The following is a 19600-nucleotide window of genomic DNA, read 5'->3' on the forward strand; positions in this document are numbered from 1 at the left end:
CGAATCTTGTTGGTCTCACGGCCGCCTCTCCGAAGGATGCAAAGCCAGCCTAGCTTCCCGGGCTGGGACGGAATTGAGCAAGATCAACCGAAGCCCTCCCGGGACGGCGAGCAGCCTTCCAAAGTGGTGGGCCCGCTTGAGACAGATCAACGCCCCAACGCGCTGGTGGGTTAAGCGAAACCTGCAATCGAGCAGCGCTTCGCTCGCCGGCGAATGCGGGACATTCCTCATGCGAGTCCGCCACGGACCTCTCCTTCTCACCTTCTCTGGCGGCACGCTCGCTCGTACGCTCATCGCCATTGCATTGAGCTTGTTACCTTCCGTGTCGATGGCACAGGACGAGGTGAAGCTGAGCGATGCGCAGGCGCGCAATCTCGGGGTGCGCGTGACCCATCCGGTCGCGAGCCGGACCGATCTGACGCTGCCCTATCCCGTCCAGGTCGTCATCCCGACGCAACAATTGTGGGTCGTCAGCGCGCCGGTAGCCGGCATGGTCGCCACTCTCCTGGTCGGGCGCGGTGACCGCGCCACGGCCGGCCAGCCGCTGGTCACTCTGGAAAGTCCGAGCTTCGTCTCCCAGCAACGCGACTATCTGCACGCGATCGCGCAGGAGCATCTCGCCAACCAGCAACTCAATCGGAATGCGGATCTGTTCGAGGGCAAGGCCGTTCCGCAACGCGTGCTGGAGGCCAGCCAGGCCGAAGCGCGCCAGGCCGCCCTCGTCGTCGCCGAACGGCGTCAGATGCTGCATCTGAGCGGGATGTCCGACGATGCAATCTCCCGGCTGGCCCAGCAAGCGGCGATCAGCGGGACGCTCACGGTCAATGCACCGCAAGCCGCGTCCGTGGTCGAACTCGCGGTGTCACCAGGGCAGCGGCTCGAACAATCCGCACCGCTCGTCAAGTTGGCGCGGCTCTCGCCGCTATGGGCGGAAATCGCGGTCCCTGCCGCCAATATTCGAGCGATCCGTACCGGCGCGAAAGTCGAGATCGAGGGCTATTCCACCCCGGGCAAGGTCGTGTTGGTCTCAGAGACCATCGATCCTGCCACCCAGACTATTCTGGTTCGCGCGGAAGTCCCCAACGACGGCGAGCTGCATCCCGGCCAGACCACCGCGGCCCGCATCGGATTTCTCTCGACCGGCGAAAGCGCCTGGGAGATCCCTTACAGCGGGCTAGTCCGGCGGGGCGAGCAAACGTCGGTCTTCGTCGCCTTTGACGGCGGCTTCCGGCTGGTGCCGGTCAAGCTGCTTGCGGAAGATCAGGACCATGTGGTCGTAGCGGGCGCCGTCTCGGCCCGGGATGAGATCGCGATCGGCGGCATCTCGGCGCTTCGCGGCATCCTCTCCGGACTGGGGCAGTAAATGCTCCGGCGCCTGGTCGCGTTCGCACTGTCGCAGCGGCTGTTCGTCATGCTCGGCGTGCTGCTGGTGATCGGCGCCGGCGCTGTCCTCCTGCCCGGCTTGCCGATCGATGCCTTTCCTGACGTTTCGCCGGTTCAGGTCAAGGTCATCATGAAGGCGGCGGGCCTCACTCCCGAAGAGGTCGAGCAGCGCATCACCGTTCCCGTCGAGCTCGAACTGCTCGGATTGCCGAACAAGAAGGTGCTTCGTTCGACCACGAAATACGCGCTGGCAGACATCACCGTCGATTTCGAGGACGGCACCGACATCTACTGGGCGCGCAACCAGGTCTCGGAGCGCTTGTCGAACATCTCGCGCGATTTCCCGGACGGGGTGAGCGGCGGTCTGGCGCCGATCACGAGCCCGCTCGGCGAGATGTTCATGTTCACGATCGACAGTCCCGAGCTGTCGCTCGCGGAACGCCGCACCCTGCTCGACTGGGTGATCCGCCCGGCCTTGCGGACCGTCCCCGGCGTTGCGGACGTCAATGCGCTCGGCGGCTATGTCCGCGCCTTCGAGATCGTGCCGCGCAACGATGCGCTGGCCGCGCGCGGCATTTCCTACGATTTGTTTCGCCGGGCCATCGAAGCCAACAGCCGCAACGACGGCGCCGGACGGGTGAACCAGGGCGAGGACAGCGCTCTGGTTCGAATCGAAGGCAGCATCCGGTCGATCGAGGACATCAAAGCCATCGTCGTCGACACCCGCGAGGGCGTGCCGATCCTGGTCAACGACGTCGCGAGCGTCAAAGTCGGGACGCTGACCCGCTATGGCGCCGTCACGGCGGACGGCCGCGGCGAAACCGTCGAGGGACTGGTCCTCGGCTTACGCGGCGCCAACGCGGGTCAGCTGATCCGTGACGTGCGTGCTCGGCTCGCGGAGCTGCAACCCTCGCTGCCGAAGAGCGTGTCGATCAACGTGTTCTATGACCGCAGCCGCCTGGTCAACCGCGCCGTCGGCACCGTGGTGCGTGCCCTCGGCGAGGCCACCGCCGTCGTCATCGTCCTTCTGCTGCTTTTCCTCGGCAACTGGCGGGCCTCACTGGTGATCGCGCTCAGCCTGCCGCTGGCCATCGTCATCGCCTTGATCGTCATGCGCGTGGTGGGAATGTCGGCCAATCTGATGAGCCTCGGCGGACTTGCGATCGCGATCGGCATGCTGATCGACGCGCTGGTCGTCGTGGTCGAGAACATCGTCGGCAACCTCGGCAAGCACGCCCCGGACAAGGCCACTCCGCTGATCCACCTGATCTACCGTTCGGTCTGCGAAGTCCTGGAACCGGTCGCCTCGGGTGTGCTCATCATCATCATCGTGTTCGTCCCGCTGCTGACGCTGCAGGGGTTGGAGGGCAAGCTGTTCATCCCGGTCGCGCTGGCCATCATCTTCGCGTTGGCCGGCTCGCTGCTGCTGTCGCTCACCGTGATCCCGGTCGCAACCTCCTTCGTACTCAAGTCGGCGTCACATCGCGATCCCCTGCTGGTGCGTGCGGCCCAACGGATCTACGCGCCGGCACTGGACTGGGCCCTCAACAACGAGCGCAAGGTGATGGCTGCGGCGCTGATCGGCCTCGTCGCGGCGGGCTTCGCCTATACCCAGCTCGGCAAGACCTTCATGCCGATCATGGATGAAGGCGACGTCATCGTCAGCGTCGAGACGCTTCCGTCCGTCAACCTCGACGAGTCGCTAGCGATGAATGCAAGGCTGCAGACCGCGCTTCTGGCCGTACCTGATATTGCCGGCATCGTCGCGCGAACCGGGTCGGACGAGCTCGGCCTCGATCCCATGGGCCCCAACCAGACCGACACGTTCCTGGTGCTGAAGCCGGCCGCCGAGCGCGCGACCGACAATCGCGAGGCCCTGCTGCAGAAGCTTCGCGAGGTCCTCACCGGCTTCCCCGGCATCTCGCTCAGCTTCACCCAGCCCATCGACATGCGCGTGCAGGAGATGATCAGCGGCGTGCGCGGTGACGTCGCCGTCAAGATCTTCGGCCCCGACATCGCCAGGCTGAACGAAACCGCGGCAAAGCTGTCGGCGATCCTGTCCAGCATCGACGGTGCCGAGGACGTCTACACCACGCTGAATGAAGGCGCTCAATACTACACGGTTGCGGTCAACCGCATGGAAGCCGGCCGCTTCGGCCTGACCGTGGATTCCGTCGTCAACTCGCTGCGGACGCAGATCGAGGGCCGGACCATCGGGACCGCGCTCGAGGACGGACGCCGCACGCCGATCCTCGTCCGGGGCAGCGAGACGACGCGGGAAGCGCCAACGCTGCTGGCCAGCCTGCCGCTCACGCTCGCCTCCGGACAGCACGTCGCGCTATCGCAGGTCGCCCGTATCCAACGCGTAGACGGTCCGGTGAAGATCGACCGCGAGGACGGCGCTCGCATGAGCGTGGTGCGCGCCAACGTCCGCGGTCGCGACATGGTCGGCTTCGTCGAAGCGGCCCGCCAGAAGGTGGCGACCGAACTCCCGCTGCCGAACGGTTACCGGCTGACCTGGGGCGGGCAGTTCGAGAACCAGCAACGCGCTGCCGCGCGCCTATCCGTCGTAGTCCCCGTCGCGATCGGCCTGATCTTCGTGCTGCTCTTCACAACATTCGGTGCCATCCGCCAGGCCCTGCTGGTGCTCGTCAACATCCCGTTTGCCCTGATCGGGGGCGTCTTCGCGCTGGTCGTGACGGGCGAGTACCTGTCGGTGCCGGCTTCGGTCGGGTTCATCGCGCTGCTCGGCATCGCCGTGCTCAACGGCGTCGTGCTGGTCTCCTACTTCAATCAGCTCCGTGCCCACGGCCTTCCCGAGGATCGCATCGTCGTCGAAGGCGCCATGCGCAGGCTTCGCCCCGTGCTGATGACCGCGAGCATCACTGCGCTTGGCTTGATCCCGCTGCTGTTCGCCTCCGGCCCGGGTTCCGAAGTGCAGCGACCGCTCGCAATCGTCGTGATCGGAGGACTGCTGTCCTCCACCCTGCTCACCCTGATTCTCCTGCCGATTCTGTATCGCCGCTATGGCGGATCGTCGAAGGTGGCCAAATGATCGAGCAGCCGGTCTGTCTGACGCTGATTGTGCCGCATCTCCTCCGCGAGGAGGTGTTCGACTATCTCACTGAGCAGACCGACCTGGTTTCGGGATTCACGGCATCGCACGGAGCCGGTCACGGCACTGAGATCCGCTTGCATACGGCCGCCGAGCGCGTGAAAGGCCACGCCGATCAGGCCGTCGTGCAGGTGGTGCTCGCAGGGACAGATGCCGGCCGCTTGCTCGACCGTCTGCGGGTTTCGTTCGCCGGAACCAAGCTGGTCTACTGGACGATACCCGTGACGGAACTCGGCACGATCGACTGAGCGGGCCTACTCCGCCGACGCCCTGGCGTGCCGCTCGGACGATTCCAGCGCCGCGGCGGTCAGCTTGCGGCGGCGCCAGATGGTGCCGACCACCAGCACGACGACGACGCCGAGCGCTGCGCAGAAATATTCGCCGCCCGCCCCGCCATGGCCGAATTGCGGCGGGATGCGCAAGGCGCCGAGCATCGAGTCGAGCGCGGCACCGAACGGACCGTCGAACAGCGTGTGCAGCTTGGGCGCGACGCCGGGATCGGTCGCCATCACCTCGCCCGCGATCCAGCCGAGCAGCGCAGCACCCGCCCAGACCAGCACCGGCAGCTTCTCGAGCAGCGCCATGATCAGCGCCGCACCGGCGACGATCAGCGGCACGCTGATGGCAAGGCCGAGGATCAGGAGCGGCACGCTGCCATTGGCGGCGGCTGCGACCGCAATGACGTTGTCGAGACTCATGACGATGTCGGCGACCACGACGATCTGCACGGCCTGCCACAGATGCGAGGCAGCGTCGACGTCGTCCTCGTCCTCATGTTCCGGCACCAGCAGCTTGGCCGCGATCACGATCAGCGCGAGTCCGCCGATCAGCTTGAGGTACGGCAACTCCATCAGGGTTGCGACGATGCCGGTGAAGATGATCCGCAGCAGCACCGCGGCGCCGGCACCGAAGATCATGCCCCACAGGCGGTGTCGCGGCGAGAGGCCGCGGCAGGCGAGCGCGATCACCAGCGCGTTGTCGCCGGACAAAAGGATGTTGATCCAGATGATCTTGCCGACCGCAATCCAGAAAGTCGGTTCGGCCATCTCGTTGCGAAACTGGGTGAAGAACGCCCCGATCGTTGCGGGATCGAAGATCTGCCAGAGCCAGCTCACAATACGTCCTTTCGCCCCGTCGATTTAACTTATCAGCCGATGGATCAGCCGACGATCTCGTTGCCCGAGAAGAACTGCGCGATCTCGATCGCGGCGGTCTCCGGCGCATCCGAGCCGTGCGCGGAATTCTCGCCGATCGACTTGGCGTAGAGCTTGCGGATGGTGCCGTCGGCGGCCTTCGACGGATCGGTCGCGCCCATCGCGTCGCGGTACTTGGCGATGGCGTTCTCGGCTTCCAGCACCTGGACGACGACCGGGCCCGAGGTCATGAACTCGACGAGCTCGCCGAAGAACGGCCGCGCCTTGTGGACGGCATAGAAGGTCTCGGCCTGTTCCTTGGTCATGCGGATGCGCTTCTGCGCGACGATGCGCAGGCCCGCCTTTTCGATCACGGCGTTGACGGCGCCGGTCAGGTTACGCGCGGTCGCGTCGGGCTTGATGATCGAGAAAGTGCGTTCGATGGCCATAATCTTGTCCTTGGGAAGAAAAGCGGTGGTTGTCGAGTTGCCGGGCTTATATCGGCGCCTTTGCCATCCGGCAAGCGATCGCCGGTATGACGTCACAGGCGCTTCGCCGCAGGACCGGAGGATGCGGTTTCAACCTGGATTACGACAATTTCACCCAGATGAACCCAATCTGAAGCCCCTGTCAGGATTCGGTTCAGCCTTGCCGGCGTAGGGTTGGCCCCATCGAAACTGAAGCCCGATCACTGGGCGGACCGTTTCGGCGGCCTTTCCATCGGACGCGATAGCCCCGCGCCGGCAGTATTGAGGAGATCACCATGTTGAGGAAACTTTCGCTTGCCGCCGTCGCTGCGGTTGCGCTGGGTGCCGCGCTGGCGCCGACCTCGGCTTCCGCCCACTGGCACGGTGGCGGCCCGGGCTGGCACGGCGGCGGCGGTGGCTGGCACCGCGGCCATGGCTGGGGCGGTCCGCGCTTCTATGCCCCCGTCTCCTACGGTTATGGCGGCTGCTATGTGCGCCGGTTGGTCCCGACCCCCTGGGGACCCCGCTGGCGGATGATCAACCGCTGCTACTGAGCCCGACAGCACCTTAACTTAAAGGCTACCGACCCCCCGGTTGCCTTCCAAGAGAAGCCCCGGCGATCCCCCCGCCGGGGCTTCGCATTTTGGGCGGATATGGCGGGACTCATACAATTTTGACGAGAATGCCGGCATTCCCCCAAAAACGGCGAAACCATTTTGGGGGCCAATGACTTGGTACCGTGTCCTAACTTTGAGCACACGGAACCTGCGCGATGGCTGGCCTTTTTGCCAATGACAGTGAGCAGATCGACCGGCGGACCAGCCGTTCGATTTGCGATGCGGTGGGCGAACGGCTCCAGCAGAGCCTGCGTCCCGAACCCCAGCTCCCGACCCATCTCGAGCAGCTCATGAAAGAGCTGAGGCAGCGCGACCGCGACTCGCATTGAGCCGGGCATGATCCGGAAAAGTGTGAAGCGGTTTTCCGGAACGATCATGCTTGAACGATAACCCCGGAAAAACGGGTTGCGTTCGGCGCGCCTTGCGGTGACAAGGCCGCATGCTTGGGATCACCGACCTCTCCATCCGCCTCGCCGGACGCCTTCTGATTGACCAGAGTTCCGTGCAGATCACGCCGGGATCGCGCGTCGGCCTGGTCGGACGCAACGGCACCGGCAAGTCGACGCTGTTCAAGGTGATCCGCGGTGAGCTCGCGGCAGAGCACGGCTCGGTGACCCTGCCGCCGCGCTGGAGCGTCGGCAGCCTCGCCCAGGAAGCCCCGAACGGACCCGAAAGCCTGATCTCCGTCGTGCTCAAGGCCGACCTCGAACGCGACGCGCTGCTTCACGAAGCCGAAAGCGCGACCGATCCGCACCGGATCGCCGAGATCCAGACCCGCCTGGTCGACATCGACGCGCATTCGGCGCCGAGCCGTGCCGCCGCGATCCTCTCCGGCCTCGGCTTCTCCGCCGCCGATCAGCTCCGCCCCTGCGCCGAATTCTCCGGCGGCTGGCGCATGCGCGTCGCGCTCGCCGCGACGCTGTTCGCAGCCCCCGACCTGTTGCTGCTCGACGAGCCCACCAACTATCTCGACCTCGAGGGAACGTTGTGGCTGGAGGATCACCTCGCGCACTATCCGCGCACGGTGATCGTGATCAGCCACGACCGCGATCTCCTCGAAAGCTCGGTCGACCAGATCCTGCATCTGGAGCGCGGCAAGCTTACGCTCTACAAGGGCACCTATTCCTCGTTCGAGGAGCAGCGCGCCGCGCGCGAGCTGCTCGATGCCAAGGCCGTCAAGCGCCAGGAGGCCGAGCGCGCCCGCCTGCAGGCCTTCGTCGACCGCTTCAAGGCCAAGGCTTCGAAAGCCCGCCAGGCACAGTCTCGCGTGAAAATGCTGGAGCGGCTGAAGCCGATCACGGCGCTGGTCACCGAGGACGTGCGCGAGATCAGCTTTCCGGCGCCGGAGAAGATCCTGTCGCCGCCGATCATCGCCGTGGACAACGCTTCCGTCGGCTACGATCCGGCGGCGCCCGTGCTCGGCCGCGTCACCTTGCGCATCGACAATGACGACCGCATTGCGCTGCTGGGTGCCAACGGCAACGGCAAGTCGACGCTGGTCAAGCTGCTCGCCGGAAGGCTTGCGCCGTTCTCCGGCAAGGTGACGCGCGCGGACAAGCTGTCGATCGCCTATTTTGCGCAGCACCAGCTCGACGAGCTCAACGTGGACGCGTCCGCCTATGACCACGTCCGCAAGCTGATGGGCGACGCGCCCGAAGCAAAGGTGCGCGCGCGCGCCGGCGCGATCGGCTTCTCCGGCAAGGCAGCCGACACCAAGGTGGCCAAACTGTCGGGCGGCGAGAAGGCGCGGCTGCTGCTCGGCCTTGCGACCTTCTTCGGCCCCAACATGATCATCCTGGACGAGCCGACCAACCATCTCGACATCGACAGCCGCGCCGCGCTTGCCGAAGCCATCAACGAATTCCCCGGCGCCGTCATCATGGTCTCGCACGATCGCTACCTGATCGAAGCCTGCGCCGACCGGCTCTGGATCGTCGCCGACCGCACCGTCACCAATTACGACGGCGACCTCGACGAATATCGCCGCCTGGTGCTGTCCGCGCGCAACGGCGAGCCGGCACCGCGCGAGCGCAGTGTGCCAAGCGAAAAGCCGCAGCGCGCGCGGCCCGACAATCGCGGCTCGCTGAAGAAGCGCATCACCGAGGCCGAAGCCGAGATCGCCCGCGTCAGCGACATCATCACCAAGATCGACACGGCCCTCGCTTTGCCCGACATTTTTACGCGCGATCCCAAGCAGGCCGCGCAGCTGTCAAAGGCGCGCGCCAATGCCGCCGATGCGCTGGCGCGCGCGGAGGAGCAGTGGCTCGAGGCGAGCACGCAGTTCGACGAAGCGGCGGGCTGAATCCAAATCTGGAAAACAACCCCATGCACAGGAGCGGTAGTTAATCACCCTGCCTTAGTGGCTCACCAAGCTACTCTCATGGGATTGTCCGCTCAGTCCGCGAACTGCCCGGCCGCCTTGATGATCGGGGCCCAGCGGTCGACTTCGCTCGTCAGCATCGCGCCCAGCGCCTCGGGCGTCGCCTTGTCCTGCGGCACGGGCTCGGTGTTGATGTCGTTGAACCGGGCGATCAGCGCCGGATCCTTGAGCGCCGTCTGCAGCGCGGCCGTCAGCTTCTGCACGACCGCGGGCGGAGTGCCCTTGGGAGCATAGAGGCCATGCCAGACGCCGAGCTCGAATCCCTTGAGGCCCGCCTCATCGGCCGTCGGCAGATCGGGCAGACTCTTCAGCCGCTCCTTTGTTGTGATCGCATAGGCCTTGACCTGCTTGGCCGTGATCGGCCCGGTGGTGTTGGTCGCCTGGTCGCAGGTGAGATCGATCTGCTTGCCGAGCAGATCGTTCATGATCGGACCGTTGCCCTTGTAAGGCACCGTGGTGAGCTGCTTCTGGATCGCCGTCATGAACAGCATGCCGCAGAGATGCGATGCCGCACCTAACCCGGCATTGGCGTAAGTCAGCTTGTCGCCCTGCTGCTGGGCGTAGGCGACCAATTCCTTGAGCGTGTTGGCCGGAAAATCCGGACGCGCAATGATGGTCATCGGTGCATTGGTCACGAGGCCGATCGGCGCAAACGCCGTCTTCGTGTCATAGCTGAGATTGCGATACAGCGTCGCGGCGGTCGAGATGCCGACGTGATGGATCAGCAGCGTGTAGCCGTCGGGCTGGGCGCGCGCGGCGCGGGTCGTGCCGATGGTGCCGCCGGCGCCGGTCGCGTTCTCGACGACGATTTGCTGTCCCAGCGACTTCCCCATACCTGCGGCCGTCAGGCGCGCGATGGTGTCGGTCGGCCCGCCCGCCGCGAATGGAACCAGCATGGTGATGGGCCTCGTCGGATAGTCCTGGGCAACGGCCGCGCCGAGCGGCAGAAGCAGAGCCGATACGAGGGCAATCGAGAACCGCATAGTCTCCTCCAGATTTTTATTGCTCCATATGAGCGCATTCCTGGCCGCAAGACCATCAGGAAAGCGACCCATCAGAAGCGTGCAGCAATTGTTCGGCCGCAGCGGCGTTCCGGGAACATGTCGCGAAGAGCTGCCCGTCAATTCCGCCTGCTCGCCGTGCGCTAGGTCTGGCTCTCTGTCTCGCTCTCGAGCCTCGTTCGCAGGTCCGCGACGATGCGATGAACGGTTTGCAGGTCCTTGACCGGAAGCCCCTCCGAAAGGCCGTTGACCCACGGCGCCTGCAAAGCCATGGCGGCATCGAAAGCATGCCGCCCCTTGTCGGTCAGGACGACAAGCTGCGCTCGGCGGTGATGCGGATTGGCCTCGAAAGCAACGAGGCCTTCCGCGTGCAGATCATTGACGATCCGCTGCACGTTCTGGCGATTGGCACCCAGATCGCGGGCAAGCCAAGCCACCGGCTGGGGGCGCTCCGCATGCACGATGGCGCCGAGAATCTGCCAGCGAGCGCTCGTGAGCCCGAGCCGGGCCACCAAGCGGTCCCCTGCGGTCAGGAGCAGGCTGTTCAGCCGGAACAGGTCAAGCACGAGGTTCGACAGAGCATCACCGGCCGGCGTTCGCAAGGATTTCGGCATCCGTCACCATAAACTGTTATTGACATCATGATGTCAAGTAATTACTTACGTATAGTACCACATTGACACCATATTGCCATATCGAACGGAGCCTGCCATGGCGCACCTACGCCCTCTGGACCCTAACTTTCCCATTGAACGTCAGCTTGGCATCGACACCAGCCCCGCAGTGCTGGTGAATGTGTTCACGCTCGACAAGACCGACGAGCAGAGCTTCCTCCAGGTTTGGCAGGACGATGCAGCCTTCATGAAGCGGCAGCCGGGCTTCATTGCCACCCAGCTTCACCGCGCAATCGGCGATAGTCCGACATATCTGAACTATGCCGTCTGGGAATCGACTGCCCACTTCCGGGCCGCGTTCACACATCCTGAGTTCAGATCGAAGATCGCAGCCTATCCCTCCTCCGCCGTCGCCTCTCCGCACCTGTTCGAGAAGGTCGCCGTGCCCGGCATCTGCGTCGCGTAGCTCGCCTTAAAGAACAGCAGGACCCGATGACCAAGATCATTCATCCCGTCGCGGGCGTGGTCGCGCTGACGACCATTGCGACCTTCTGGCTTTCCACGGCTCTCTCCGAGCTATTCGCGTCACACGCGAGCGTAACCCTGGTGAAGACAGCCATCCCCTGGGGCTTCCTGTTGCTGGTTCCGGCGCTGGCGGTGACGGGAGGTTCGGGTTTCTTTCTGGCAAAGGGACGGCGCGCTGGCCTGATCGGCGCGAAGATCAAGCGCATGCCGTTCATCGCGGGCAACGGCATCCTCGTTCTCATTCCCGCCGCCTTGTTTCTTGCCTCCAAGGCAAACGCCGCGGAGTTCGACACCACGTTCTACACAGTGCAGACTCTCGAATTGTTTGCCGGCGCGACGAACATCGGTCTTCTCGGCCTCAATATGCGTGACGGCTTCAAGATGAAGGGCCGCTTGCGCGCTCCCCAACCCGATCGCTTCGACACCAAGCCGATGCTCTGAGGTTCGCGCGCGAAGCGGACTTCCGATCGGGGCCGCCCACGCTCGCCCGTGTCCTTCAGAAGCACGGCATCGATGGCGTCATTTGAGCGGACGGCGATCTATGGAGCAGTACAATAACTTCTCCGATGCGCGCAGCCGATCCGTTGTGGTGCCGGCGATCCGCGCTTACGCGTGCTTCTTCGGCTTTGGCTTGGTCGCCCTCGGCACCGGTTGCGGATCGGGGTTGCCCTCGATTGACGACAGACGTCCAGCCGTGAACGTGTAGATGCCGGCGCGCGGTCCCGTGGCCCAGGTGACGACGGCAACGCGGCGGCCGACGGCATCATTGGAGAGATTGACGTTCGATGGCGCGCCGATGCCGCGCACCACGTCGCATTCGGTGTGGCCGAGCGCGACCGTGCCGCCCGTCGGCGCCGGTGCCGTCGTCGATGCATTGGCATCGGCCGGCCCGGGAGGCGGCGCCATGCCGGGACAGCCGCCGTCGGCGCTGACGAGATCCTCAGCTCCGACCGCCTTGTCGGGGGTCAGCGGCGGGGATTCGATCGAGATGTTCTTGATGAAGAGACGGCTGGGCGTGTTGAACCATTGTGCGTCCTTGGACAGCAGATCGGTCCCCGAGCAGCCCGCGACCAGCGGTGCTACGGCAGCCAACGCAACTATGAGCGACTTGGGAAGCTTTTGATGTCGCACGATAAACCAAATTCCCCGCGTGAAGGACCAGCCCTAAGCGATTGTCCCAACATCACTTTGCGGCACGAAGGTGACAAAAGCCAGCATCGCCCGAAAAGTGCAAATTATCATTAATTGCGAAGGACCCCTAATTCCGACGCTGCCATCGGCCCCGCTCGTCGGCCTGCCAATAGGTGACATCAAATCCCCGCTCCTTGCAATCCGTCCAGGCGCTGCGGGCGAGCGCGAGTGCGTCCGGATCGTCGCCGTTGAACAGCAGCACCATTCGCGCATAGCCCTGCGCGTCCTGCGGCAGGGCGGCATTGTCGACCAGGAAGCGGACATGGGCGCCGTTGGGATTGCCCTCCTCGATCGCCAGCACGATCGGCTGATCGGCGGCATCGTTCACGCGCCATGTCGCGTGCGGCAGGAAGGAATCGTCGCGATAGGTCCATAGATGCGCGTCGAGCGCATCGGCGCGCTCTTCCGAGGTCGACTGCACCACGACGCGCCAGCCGCGCTCGAGCGATTTCTCGAGAAGCGGCGGCAACACGTTCTCCACCGTCATGTTTTGCAGATGATAGAACAGGACTTCGGTCATCTCAGGTCATTTGCGCTCGTAATGGTCGGCGACCAGGCGATCGAGCAGGCGGACGCCATAGCCGCTTGCCCAGCTCTGGTTGATGTCGGTCTTCGGCGCGCCCATGGCGGTGCCGGCGATGTCGAGATGGGCCCAGGGCGTGCCGTCGACGAAACGCTGCAGGAACTGCGCCGCGGTGATCGAGCCGCCATGGCGGCCGCCGGTGTTCTTCATGTCAGCGAACTGGGAATCGATCAGCTTGTCGTATTCGGGACCGAGCGGCATGCGCCAGACCTTGTCCCCGCTCTCGATGCCGGCCGCCAGCAGGCGTTCGGCGAGTTCGTCATTGTTGGAGAACATGCCGGCGTGCTCGGTGCCGAGCGCGACCACGACCGCACCGGTCAGCGTCGCCAGATCCACCATGAATTTCGGCTTCACCTTCTTGGCGACGTACCAGAGCACGTCGGCCAGCACGAGCCGGCCCTCCGCGTCGGTGTTGATGATCTCGATGGTCTGGCCCGACATCGAGGTCACGATGTCGCCCGGCCGCTGCGCGTTGCCGTCGGGCATGTTCTCGACGAGGCCGATGGCGCCGACCACGTTGACCTTGGCCTTGCGCGCGGCAAGCGCGTGCATCAGGCCGACGACGCAGGCCGCGCCCCCCATGTCGCCCTTCATATCCTCCATGCTGCCGGCCGGCTTGATCGAGATGCCGCCGGTGTCGAAGCAGACGCCCTTGCCGACGAAGCTCACCGGCGCCTCGCCCTTCTTGCCGCCGTCCCAGCGCATGATCACGGTGCGGCTCGGCCGCGCCGAGCCCTGGCCGACGCCGAGCAGCGCGCCCATGCCGAGCTTCTGCATCGCCTTGACGTCGAGCACCTCGACCTTGACGCCGAGCTTGCGGAGCTGACTGGCGCGGCGCGCGAATTCCTCGGGGAAGAGCACGTTCGGCGGTTCGTTGACGAGATCGCGCGCGATGATCACGCCGTCGACGACGTGGCCGGCCGAGGCAAACGCCTTCTTCGCGGCAGCGGCATCGCCGACAGCAAGCGTGATGTCGGCGCGCGAACCGCCCTCCTCGCCGTCCTTCTTCTTGGTCTTGTAGCGGTCGAACTTGTAGGCGCGCAGGCGCAGGCCCGAGGCGATCGCAACCGCCTGCTCGCTCGTCATGGCACCACTTGGCAGTTCCGCCATGATGGTCATGGCGGCCGCCCCGGCGGCAAGCTTGCCCGCCGCCACACCGCCGAATTTGAGGAAATCGTTCGCCTTCAGGCCGGCCGCCTTGCCGGCGCCGATCACGAGCAGACGGGTGGCCTTCACTCCTTCCGGCGCCAGGATGTCGAGCGCAGCTCCGGTCTTGCCCTTGAAGGCGGCGGCGATGGCCGCACGCTTCACGAGTTCGATAGCGCCGCCCAGGGCTTTGGCCGTCGCCGGACCGACCTTCAGACTGTCGTCGCAAAACACGACCAGGATGCCACGGGCGGCGGCAGACAACGGGACAAAGCCGACCTTGATGGCATCGGACATGGGTAACTCCTTCAAAAATCTTGGTCTTTTTGCTGGTCACGGTTCCTGGCCAGGGCCGGACCTGAACGGCGATTCACTAAGCCTCCCGCACTATGGGCCAGCGCCCCGGCAGATGCCAAGCACCCCCCGTGGCCTCAAGGCCACAACGAGGGAAATATTAACCATATTATGAGGGTGCCACGGGGCAGCCATTTTGTTGACGGATCAAAGGGATGGTAGTGAGAGAGTGAGCTGGCGGAAGAGGCGCTCGCCAACCTTGGGGATCCCCCGATCGGGGATTGGTTGGACAGCGGAGTTTCGGGCCGACATTGGGGACTTGGTGGGATTCGTGCGGTAGCGCATGGGGTCGATCGATAGGTATATCTTCCGCACGACGCTGGCGTCGTTTGCGCTGATCCTGGTCAGCCTCACCGGCGTGATCTGGATTACGCAGGCGTTGCGCGGCATCGACCTGATGACGAGCCAGGGACAGACCATCCTCACCTTCCTGGGCATCACCAGCCTCGTCGTGCCGGCCCTGGTCCTGATCATCTCGCCGATCGCGCTGATGATCGCGATCTCGCACACGCTGAACAAGCTCGCGACCGATTCCGAGATCATCGTGATGAATGCCGCCGGCCTGTCGCCGTTCCGGCTGTTCTATCCGTTCTTCTACGCCACCTGCGTGGTGGCGCTGCTGGTTGCCTTCATCGCGGCCTATCTCGCCCCCGACGGCATGCGGCGGATCAAGCAGTGGGATGCCGAGATCACCGCGGACGTGCTCACCAACATCCTGCAGCCCGGCCGCTTCGCCCAGCTCGACAAGAACCTCACGATCCGGATTCGCGAACGCCAGCCCGGCGGCATCCTTGCCGGCATCTTCATCGACGACCGCCGCGATCCCAACGAGCGCGTCTCGATCGTCGCCGAGCACGGCGAGGTCGTGAAGAACGAGACCGGCTCGTTCCTGGTGTTGGAGACCGGCAATCTCCAGCGCTTCGAGGCGGGCAAGCGCGATCCCGCGCTGGTGGCGTTCGGCCGCTACGGCTTCGACATGTCGAAGTTCTCCAACCAGGGCCGCGACGTCACCCTCGGCATCCGCGAGCGCTATCTCTGGGAGCTGCTCGCGCCGTCCGACAACGACCCCGTCTACAAGCAGATTCCCGGCCAGTTCCGCTCGGCCCTGCATGACAGCCTGCTCGCGCCGATCTATCCCTTCGCCTTCGCCGTGCTGACCTTCGCCTTCCTCGGTGCGCCCCGCACCACCCGCCAGAGCCGTAATTTCTCGATCGGCACTTCGGTCGTTGCGGTGTTCGGCCTGCGCATGGCCGGCTTTGCCTGCTCGGTCATGGCGGTGAAGTCGCCGAGCCCGGTGCTGGTGCAATATGCGATGGTCATGGGCGCCATCGGCGTCGGGCTGTGGATGATCATCCGCGGCGTCGTGGTCGAGCCGCCCCCTGGCCTCATGGAGGCCATCAACAGGTCGAACGCGCGCATCGCGCAGCTGTTCGGACGGCCAGCCACCGCATGAGCATGCTCACCAACACACTCGGACGCTATTTCGCCGGCCGCTTCGTGGTCGCGGCGCTCGGCGTGTTCGCGGGCATTTTCCTGCTGCTGGTGCTGGTCGACTACATCGAGATGGTGCGCAAGACCTCGGGGCTGGCGTCCGCCTCGGCGCTCATGGTGGCCGAGACCTCGCTGTTCAGGGTGCCGCAACTGCTGGAGAAGCTGACGCCGTTCTGCATGCTGATCGGCGCCATGACCTGTTATCTCGCCCTCTCCCGCCGGCTCGAGCTCGTGGTTGCGCGCGCCGCCGGCATCTCCGCATGGCAGTTCATTTCACCGGCGCTCGGCAGCGCGCTCCTGATCGGGGTGATCGCAACCGTCGCCTACAATCCGATGTCGGCGAATCTGCGTGAGCTCTCCAAGCGCATGGAAGCCGAGTTGTTCGGCTCGGCGCCCGGCGGCGGCATCCAGGACGCTTCCGGCTTCTGGCTCAATCAGGTGACCAGCGACGGCCAGACCATCATCAACGCCGCGCGCAGCGAGCAGCAGGGCGTTCGACTCACCGGCCTGACGCTGTTCCGCTTTGACACAGACAGTCACTTCAAGGAGCGGATCGAGGCGCGCGAGGCGACACTGGAGTCCGGCCACTGGCTGTTCAAATCCGTTCGCCGCTTCTCGCTGGACTCCCCGCCGATCGACCAGGCCACCATGGAGATTCCAACGACGCTCACCGAGGCGCAGGTCCGCAACAGCTTTTCCACCCCCGAGACTGTGTCCTTTTGGCAACTACCGAGCTACATCCGCTCATCCGAGAGCTCAGGCTTCGCGACAGCCGGATACCGACTCCAGTATCAGAAGCTTCTGGCACAGCCGTTTTTGCTTGCGGCCATGGTGATGCTCGCGGCCTCCGTGTCGTTGCGCTTCTTCCGGATGGGCGGCGTGCAGAAGATGGTTTTGAGTGGCGTGGGCGCAGGCTTTCTGCTCTACGTTCTGTCGAAAGTGACTGAAGACTTGAGCAAGGCTGAGTTGATGCATCCGATCGCTGCGGCGTGGTTGCCCGTGGTGGTGGGCGGCCTCACCGGCTTTTTGGCCTTGTTGTACCAGGAGGACGGTTAGTGACTGCCGTCCATCGAGGACCCGTGTCTCGTTTGACGCGCCGCATCGTGATGCGCGCGAACGGGTTCGGCTTGTCTCTTCGCAGGCTCATGATGGCTGTGGCTGCCGTGGCATCGCTCGGCGCGCTGATCGACGTTGCTGCCGTGGCCCCCGCCTCGGCCCAGAGCTTCACCTATAATCCGCTGCCGCCGCGTCCGAAGCCGCCGAAGGCCGCCAACGACAACCAGATGCTGGTTCAGGCGACCGAGGTCGACTACGACTACAACAATTCACGCGTCTCCGCGGTCGGTAACGTTCAGCTGTTCTACAACGGCACCAGCGTCGAGGCCGACAAGGTCATCTACGACCAGAAGACCAAGCGGCTGCATGCCGAAGGCAACATCCGCATGACGGATGCCGACGGCAAGATCACCTATGCCGAGATCATGGATCTCTCCGACGATTACCGCGACGGTTTCGTCGATTCGCTGCGTGTGGACACGGCCGACCAGACCCGCATGGCCGCGAGCCGCGCCGACCGCTCCAGCGGCAACTACACAGTGTTCGAGAACGGCGTCTACACGGCCTGCGCGCCGTGTAAGGACGATCCGAAGAAGCCGCCGCTGTGGCAGGTCAAGGGTGCGCGCATCATCCATGACCAGCAGGAGAAGATGCTGTATTTCGAGACGGCGCAGATCGAATTCTTCGGTGTGCCGCTCGCTTACATGCCCTATTTCTCGACGCCCGACCCGACCGTGAAGCGCAAGAGCGGCTTCCTGATGCCGGGCTATGTTTCCGGCACGACGAACACGGGCTATGGCGTCGAGGTTCCCTATTATTGGGCGATCGCGCCCGACATGGACGCGACCATCAACCCCCGCTTCTTGTCGCGGCAAGGCGTGCTGCTGCAGGGAGAATTCCGGCAGCGCCTGATCGACGGCGCCTACCAGATCCGCGCCTATGGCATCGACCAGCTCGATCCCGGCGCGTTCTCCGGGCAGCCGGGCGACAAGCAGTTCCGCGGCGCCGTCGACACCAAGGGTCAGTTCGCGCTGAACGACAAATGGGTCTGGGGTTGGGACGGCGTCCTGATGTCCGACTACTATTTCTTCTCGGACTACCGGCTCTACCAGTACCGCGATCCGCTCGGCTCGTTCCTGCTGCTGCCGACGGAGGCGCTGTCGCAGCTCTATCTGACCGGCGTCGGCAACCGCAGCTTCTTCGACGCGCGCACGATGTACTGGCTGAGCTATTCGGGTAACCAGAGCCAGGTGCCGATCGTCTATCCGGTGATCGACTACGCCAACGTGCTCAACTATCCGGTGTTCGGCGGCGAGTTCAGCTACAAGACCAATTTCGTGAACCTGTCGCGTGACCAGGCGGTGTTCGATCCGATCACCACGATCGCGAACACCAACAGCCTGTGCACGACGGCGTCGGCCGATCCGCTCGCCCGCACGCCGTCGCAGTGCCTGCTGCGCGGCTTCCCCGGCACCTACACCCGCCTCACGGCCGAGGCGCAGTGGCGCAAATCCTTCACCGATCCGCTCGGCCAGATCTGGACGCCGTTCGCCAGCCTGCGCGCCGACGCGATCAACTCCTCGGTCTCCAACCAGCCGGGCGTGTCGAACTATCTTCCCGTCGGCGACACCCAGGCGTTCCGCCTGATGCCGACCGTGGGCCTGGAATACCGCTACCCCTTCATCAACGTTCAGCCCTGGGGCTCGACCACCGTCGAGCCGATCGCGCAGATCATCATCCGGCCGAACGAGACCTATGCCGGCAAGCTCCCGAACGAGGACGCCCAGAGCATGGTGTTCGACGCCTCGAACCTGTTCAGCGTCGACAAGTTCTCCGGCTACGACCGCGTCGAGGGTGGCGGCCGCGCCAATGTCGGCGTGCAGTCCACCACGCAGTTCGACAAGGGCGGCGCCGTCAAGGCCCTGTTCGGCCAGTCCTACCAGCTGTTCGGCATGAACTCCTTCGCGGTCCAGGACCCCATCAATACCGGCCTCAATTCCGGCCTGGACAAGCCGCGTTCCGATTACGTCGCGAGCGCCAGCTACTCGCCCAACAGCACCTACACGTTCAGCGTTCGCTCCCGCATGGACGAGCAGACCTGGAACGTGCAGCGCTTCGAGGCGGAAGGCCGCGCCAACTTCAATCGCTGGGCGGTCAGCGTGCTGTACGGCAATTACGCGGCGCAGCCGGAGCTCGGCTATCTGACCCGCCGCGAGGGCATCCTGACCTCGGGCTCCATAAAGCTCGCGACCAACTGGGTGGTGTCGGGCTCGGCGCGGTGGGACCTCGAGGCCAACAAGATCAACCAGTATGTGCTCGGTGCCGGCTATGTCGACGATTGCTTCGTGCTGGCGGCGAACTACGTAACTTCGTATAGCTACTCGGCGGGCACCGCGCCGCCCGTCCTGAGCCATGCGTTCATGTTCCAGATCGGCCTGCGCACGCTGGCGACCTCGTCGACGACCAGCAGTTCCGCCGGCCTCCAGTGAACGGTTTGAAGTGCCGGCCGCGCTTGCCCCCATCACAGGCTCGACGCGGCTGACA

18 protein-coding genes are annotated in these 19600 nt (G+C 64.7%); 11 read left to right on the forward strand and 7 right to left on the reverse strand.

The window, feature by feature from the left end; translation table 11 throughout:
• Nucleotides 1-229 precede the first annotated feature (229 nt).
• Genes CIT37_RS22965 through CIT37_RS22975 form a run of 3 tightly spaced genes read left to right on the forward strand, consistent with a single transcriptional unit; the run spans nucleotide 230 to nucleotide 4746 of the window.
• A complete protein-coding gene (locus CIT37_RS22965) occupies nucleotides 230-1363 on the forward strand; it encodes an efflux RND transporter periplasmic adaptor subunit (RefSeq protein ID WP_049806442.1) in 1134 nt (377 codons plus the stop codon).
• Complete coding sequence (locus tag CIT37_RS22970) at nucleotides 1364-4438, forward strand: efflux RND transporter permease subunit (RefSeq protein WP_095424294.1); 3075 nt, start codon at nucleotides 1364-1366, stop codon at nucleotides 4436-4438.
• Nucleotides 4435-4746: a DUF3240 family protein gene (locus CIT37_RS22975; RefSeq protein WP_028144997.1), complete on the forward strand. Its 312-nt coding sequence runs from the start codon at nucleotides 4435-4437 to the stop codon at nucleotides 4744-4746. The genes CIT37_RS22970 and CIT37_RS22975 overlap by 4 nt, the downstream gene beginning before the upstream one ends.
• A gap of 6 nt (nucleotides 4747-4752) precedes the next feature.
• On the opposite strand, the gene CIT37_RS22980 is transcribed toward CIT37_RS22975, so the two are convergent.
• Together CIT37_RS22980 and ndk are read right to left on the reverse strand one after the other, a co-directional pair.
• Nucleotides 4753-5613, reverse strand: a complete 861-nt coding sequence (locus CIT37_RS22980; RefSeq protein ID WP_028144998.1) for a TerC family protein — start codon at nucleotides 5611-5613, stop codon at nucleotides 4753-4755.
• A 44-nt stretch (nucleotides 5614-5657) separates the two neighbouring features.
• Nucleotides 5658-6080, reverse strand: a complete 423-nt coding sequence (gene ndk / locus CIT37_RS22985; protein ID WP_018317541.1) for a nucleoside-diphosphate kinase — start codon at nucleotides 6078-6080, stop codon at nucleotides 5658-5660.
• Nucleotides 6081-6394: 314 nt separating this feature from the next.
• On the opposite strand from ndk, the gene CIT37_RS22990 reads away from it, so the two are divergent.
• From CIT37_RS22990 to CIT37_RS23000, 3 genes are all read left to right on the forward strand, one after another.
• Entirely contained in the window at nucleotides 6395-6652 is a 258-nt protein-coding gene (locus CIT37_RS22990; protein ID WP_018317542.1) for a hypothetical protein, read from the forward strand.
• A gap of 218 nt (nucleotides 6653-6870) precedes the next feature.
• The gene (locus CIT37_RS22995; RefSeq protein WP_162832233.1) at nucleotides 6871-7044 is read left to right on the forward strand and encodes a hypothetical protein; all 174 of its coding nucleotides are present in this window, start codon (nucleotides 6871-6873) and stop codon (nucleotides 7042-7044) included.
• Nucleotides 7045-7154: 110 nt separating this feature from the next.
• A complete protein-coding gene (locus CIT37_RS23000; protein ID WP_095424295.1) occupies nucleotides 7155-9017 on the forward strand; it encodes an ABC-F family ATP-binding cassette domain-containing protein in 1863 nt (620 codons plus the stop codon).
• Between the two features lie 92 nt (nucleotides 9018-9109).
• Here the strand turns inward: CIT37_RS23000 and CIT37_RS23005 are convergent, their stop codons facing one another.
• Nucleotides 9110-10078 carry a tripartite tricarboxylate transporter substrate-binding protein gene (locus CIT37_RS23005; protein WP_018317545.1) on the reverse strand — a complete coding sequence of 323 codons (969 nt, stop codon included), beginning with the start codon at nucleotides 10076-10078 and terminating at the stop codon, nucleotides 9110-9112.
• Between the two features lie 161 nt (nucleotides 10079-10239).
• Nucleotides 10240-10710 (reverse strand): MarR family winged helix-turn-helix transcriptional regulator, encoded by a 471-nt coding sequence (locus CIT37_RS23010; protein ID WP_095424296.1) that lies wholly within the window; start codon nucleotides 10708-10710, stop codon nucleotides 10240-10242.
• 97 nt (nucleotides 10711-10807) lie between these two features.
• On the opposite strand from CIT37_RS23010, the gene CIT37_RS23015 reads away from it, so the two are divergent.
• Nucleotides 10808-11176 (forward strand): antibiotic biosynthesis monooxygenase family protein, encoded by a 369-nt coding sequence (locus CIT37_RS23015; RefSeq protein WP_026201869.1) that lies wholly within the window; start codon nucleotides 10808-10810, stop codon nucleotides 11174-11176.
• Between the two features lie 26 nt (nucleotides 11177-11202).
• Nucleotides 11203-11676 carry a hypothetical protein gene (locus CIT37_RS23020; RefSeq protein ID WP_095424297.1) on the forward strand — a complete coding sequence of 158 codons (474 nt, stop codon included), beginning with the start codon at nucleotides 11203-11205 and terminating at the stop codon, nucleotides 11674-11676.
• A gap of 165 nt (nucleotides 11677-11841) precedes the next feature.
• Here CIT37_RS23020 and CIT37_RS23025 read toward each other — a convergent pair whose 3' ends face one another.
• The 3 genes from CIT37_RS23025 to CIT37_RS23035 all read right to left on the reverse strand — a co-directional run bounded on the left by CIT37_RS23025 (nucleotide 11842) and on the right by CIT37_RS23035 (nucleotide 14452).
• Nucleotides 11842-12327: a hypothetical protein gene (locus tag CIT37_RS23025; protein ID WP_038946527.1), complete on the reverse strand. Its 486-nt coding sequence runs from the start codon at nucleotides 12325-12327 to the stop codon at nucleotides 11842-11844.
• Between the two features lie 166 nt (nucleotides 12328-12493).
• Complete coding sequence (locus CIT37_RS23030) at nucleotides 12494-12946, reverse strand: DNA polymerase III subunit chi (protein WP_018317550.1); 453 nt, start codon at nucleotides 12944-12946, stop codon at nucleotides 12494-12496.
• 6 nt (nucleotides 12947-12952) lie between these two features.
• Entirely contained in the window at nucleotides 12953-14452 is a 1500-nt protein-coding gene (locus CIT37_RS23035) for a leucyl aminopeptidase (RefSeq protein ID WP_095424298.1), read from the reverse strand.
• Nucleotides 14453-14792: 340 nt separating this feature from the next.
• Between CIT37_RS23035 and lptF the strand changes: the two genes are divergently transcribed.
• The 3 genes from lptF to CIT37_RS23050 are packed head-to-tail and all read left to right on the forward strand — an operon-like array spanning nucleotide 14793 to nucleotide 19545.
• Nucleotides 14793-15962, forward strand: coding sequence for an LPS export ABC transporter permease LptF (lptF, locus tag CIT37_RS23040; protein WP_028145004.1), 1170 nt, complete (start codon nucleotides 14793-14795; stop codon nucleotides 15960-15962).
• Entirely contained in the window at nucleotides 15959-17056 is a 1098-nt protein-coding gene (gene lptG, locus CIT37_RS23045) for an LPS export ABC transporter permease LptG (RefSeq protein WP_028145005.1), read from the forward strand. The genes lptF and lptG overlap by 4 nt, the downstream gene beginning before the upstream one ends.
• On the forward strand, nucleotides 17056-19545 hold the full coding sequence (locus CIT37_RS23050; RefSeq protein ID WP_161966462.1) for an LPS-assembly protein LptD: 2490 nt from the start codon (nucleotides 17056-17058) through the stop codon (nucleotides 19543-19545). The genes lptG and CIT37_RS23050 overlap by 1 nt, the downstream gene beginning before the upstream one ends.
• The last annotated feature ends 55 nt before the right edge of the window (nucleotides 19546-19600 follow it).

Origin of the sequence: Bradyrhizobium ottawaense (assembly GCF_002278135.3) — a bacterium.
In the GTDB taxonomy this organism is placed as follows: Bacteria; Pseudomonadota; Alphaproteobacteria; order Rhizobiales; family Xanthobacteraceae; genus Bradyrhizobium; species Bradyrhizobium ottawaense.

Excerpts from the sequence above, each read along its gene's own strand:
- CIT37_RS22965 (WP_049806442.1), top strand. The coding sequence starts at position 230 with ATGCGAGTCCGCCACGGACCTCTCCTTCTCACCTTCTCTGGCGGCACG.
- CIT37_RS22970 (WP_095424294.1), top strand. The coding sequence starts at position 1,364 with ATGCTCCGGCGCCTGGTCGCGTTCGCACTGTCGCAGCGGCTGTTCGTC.
- CIT37_RS22975 (WP_028144997.1), top strand. The coding sequence starts at position 4,435 with ATGATCGAGCAGCCGGTCTGTCTGACGCTGATTGTGCCGCATCTCCTC.
- ndk (WP_018317541.1), bottom strand. The coding sequence starts at position 6,080 with ATGGCCATCGAACGCACTTTCTCGATCATCAAGCCCGACGCGACCGCG.
- CIT37_RS22990 (WP_018317542.1), top strand. The coding sequence starts at position 6,395 with ATGTTGAGGAAACTTTCGCTTGCCGCCGTCGCTGCGGTTGCGCTGGGT.
- CIT37_RS22995 (WP_162832233.1), top strand. The coding sequence starts at position 6,871 with ATGGCTGGCCTTTTTGCCAATGACAGTGAGCAGATCGACCGGCGGACC.
- CIT37_RS23000 (WP_095424295.1), top strand. The coding sequence starts at position 7,155 with ATGCTTGGGATCACCGACCTCTCCATCCGCCTCGCCGGACGCCTTCTG.
- CIT37_RS23005 (WP_018317545.1), bottom strand. The coding sequence starts at position 10,078 with ATGCGGTTCTCGATTGCCCTCGTATCGGCTCTGCTTCTGCCGCTCGGC.
- CIT37_RS23010 (WP_095424296.1), bottom strand. The coding sequence starts at position 10,710 with ATGCCGAAATCCTTGCGAACGCCGGCCGGTGATGCTCTGTCGAACCTC.
- CIT37_RS23015 (WP_026201869.1), top strand. The coding sequence starts at position 10,808 with ATGGCGCACCTACGCCCTCTGGACCCTAACTTTCCCATTGAACGTCAG.
- CIT37_RS23020 (WP_095424297.1), top strand. The coding sequence starts at position 11,203 with ATGACCAAGATCATTCATCCCGTCGCGGGCGTGGTCGCGCTGACGACC.
- CIT37_RS23030 (WP_018317550.1), bottom strand. The coding sequence starts at position 12,946 with ATGACCGAAGTCCTGTTCTATCATCTGCAAAACATGACGGTGGAGAAC.
- CIT37_RS23035 (WP_095424298.1), bottom strand. The coding sequence starts at position 14,452 with ATGTCCGATGCCATCAAGGTCGGCTTTGTCCCGTTGTCTGCCGCCGCC.
- lptF (WP_028145004.1), top strand. The coding sequence starts at position 14,793 with ATGGGGTCGATCGATAGGTATATCTTCCGCACGACGCTGGCGTCGTTT.
- lptG (WP_028145005.1), top strand. The coding sequence starts at position 15,959 with ATGAGCATGCTCACCAACACACTCGGACGCTATTTCGCCGGCCGCTTC.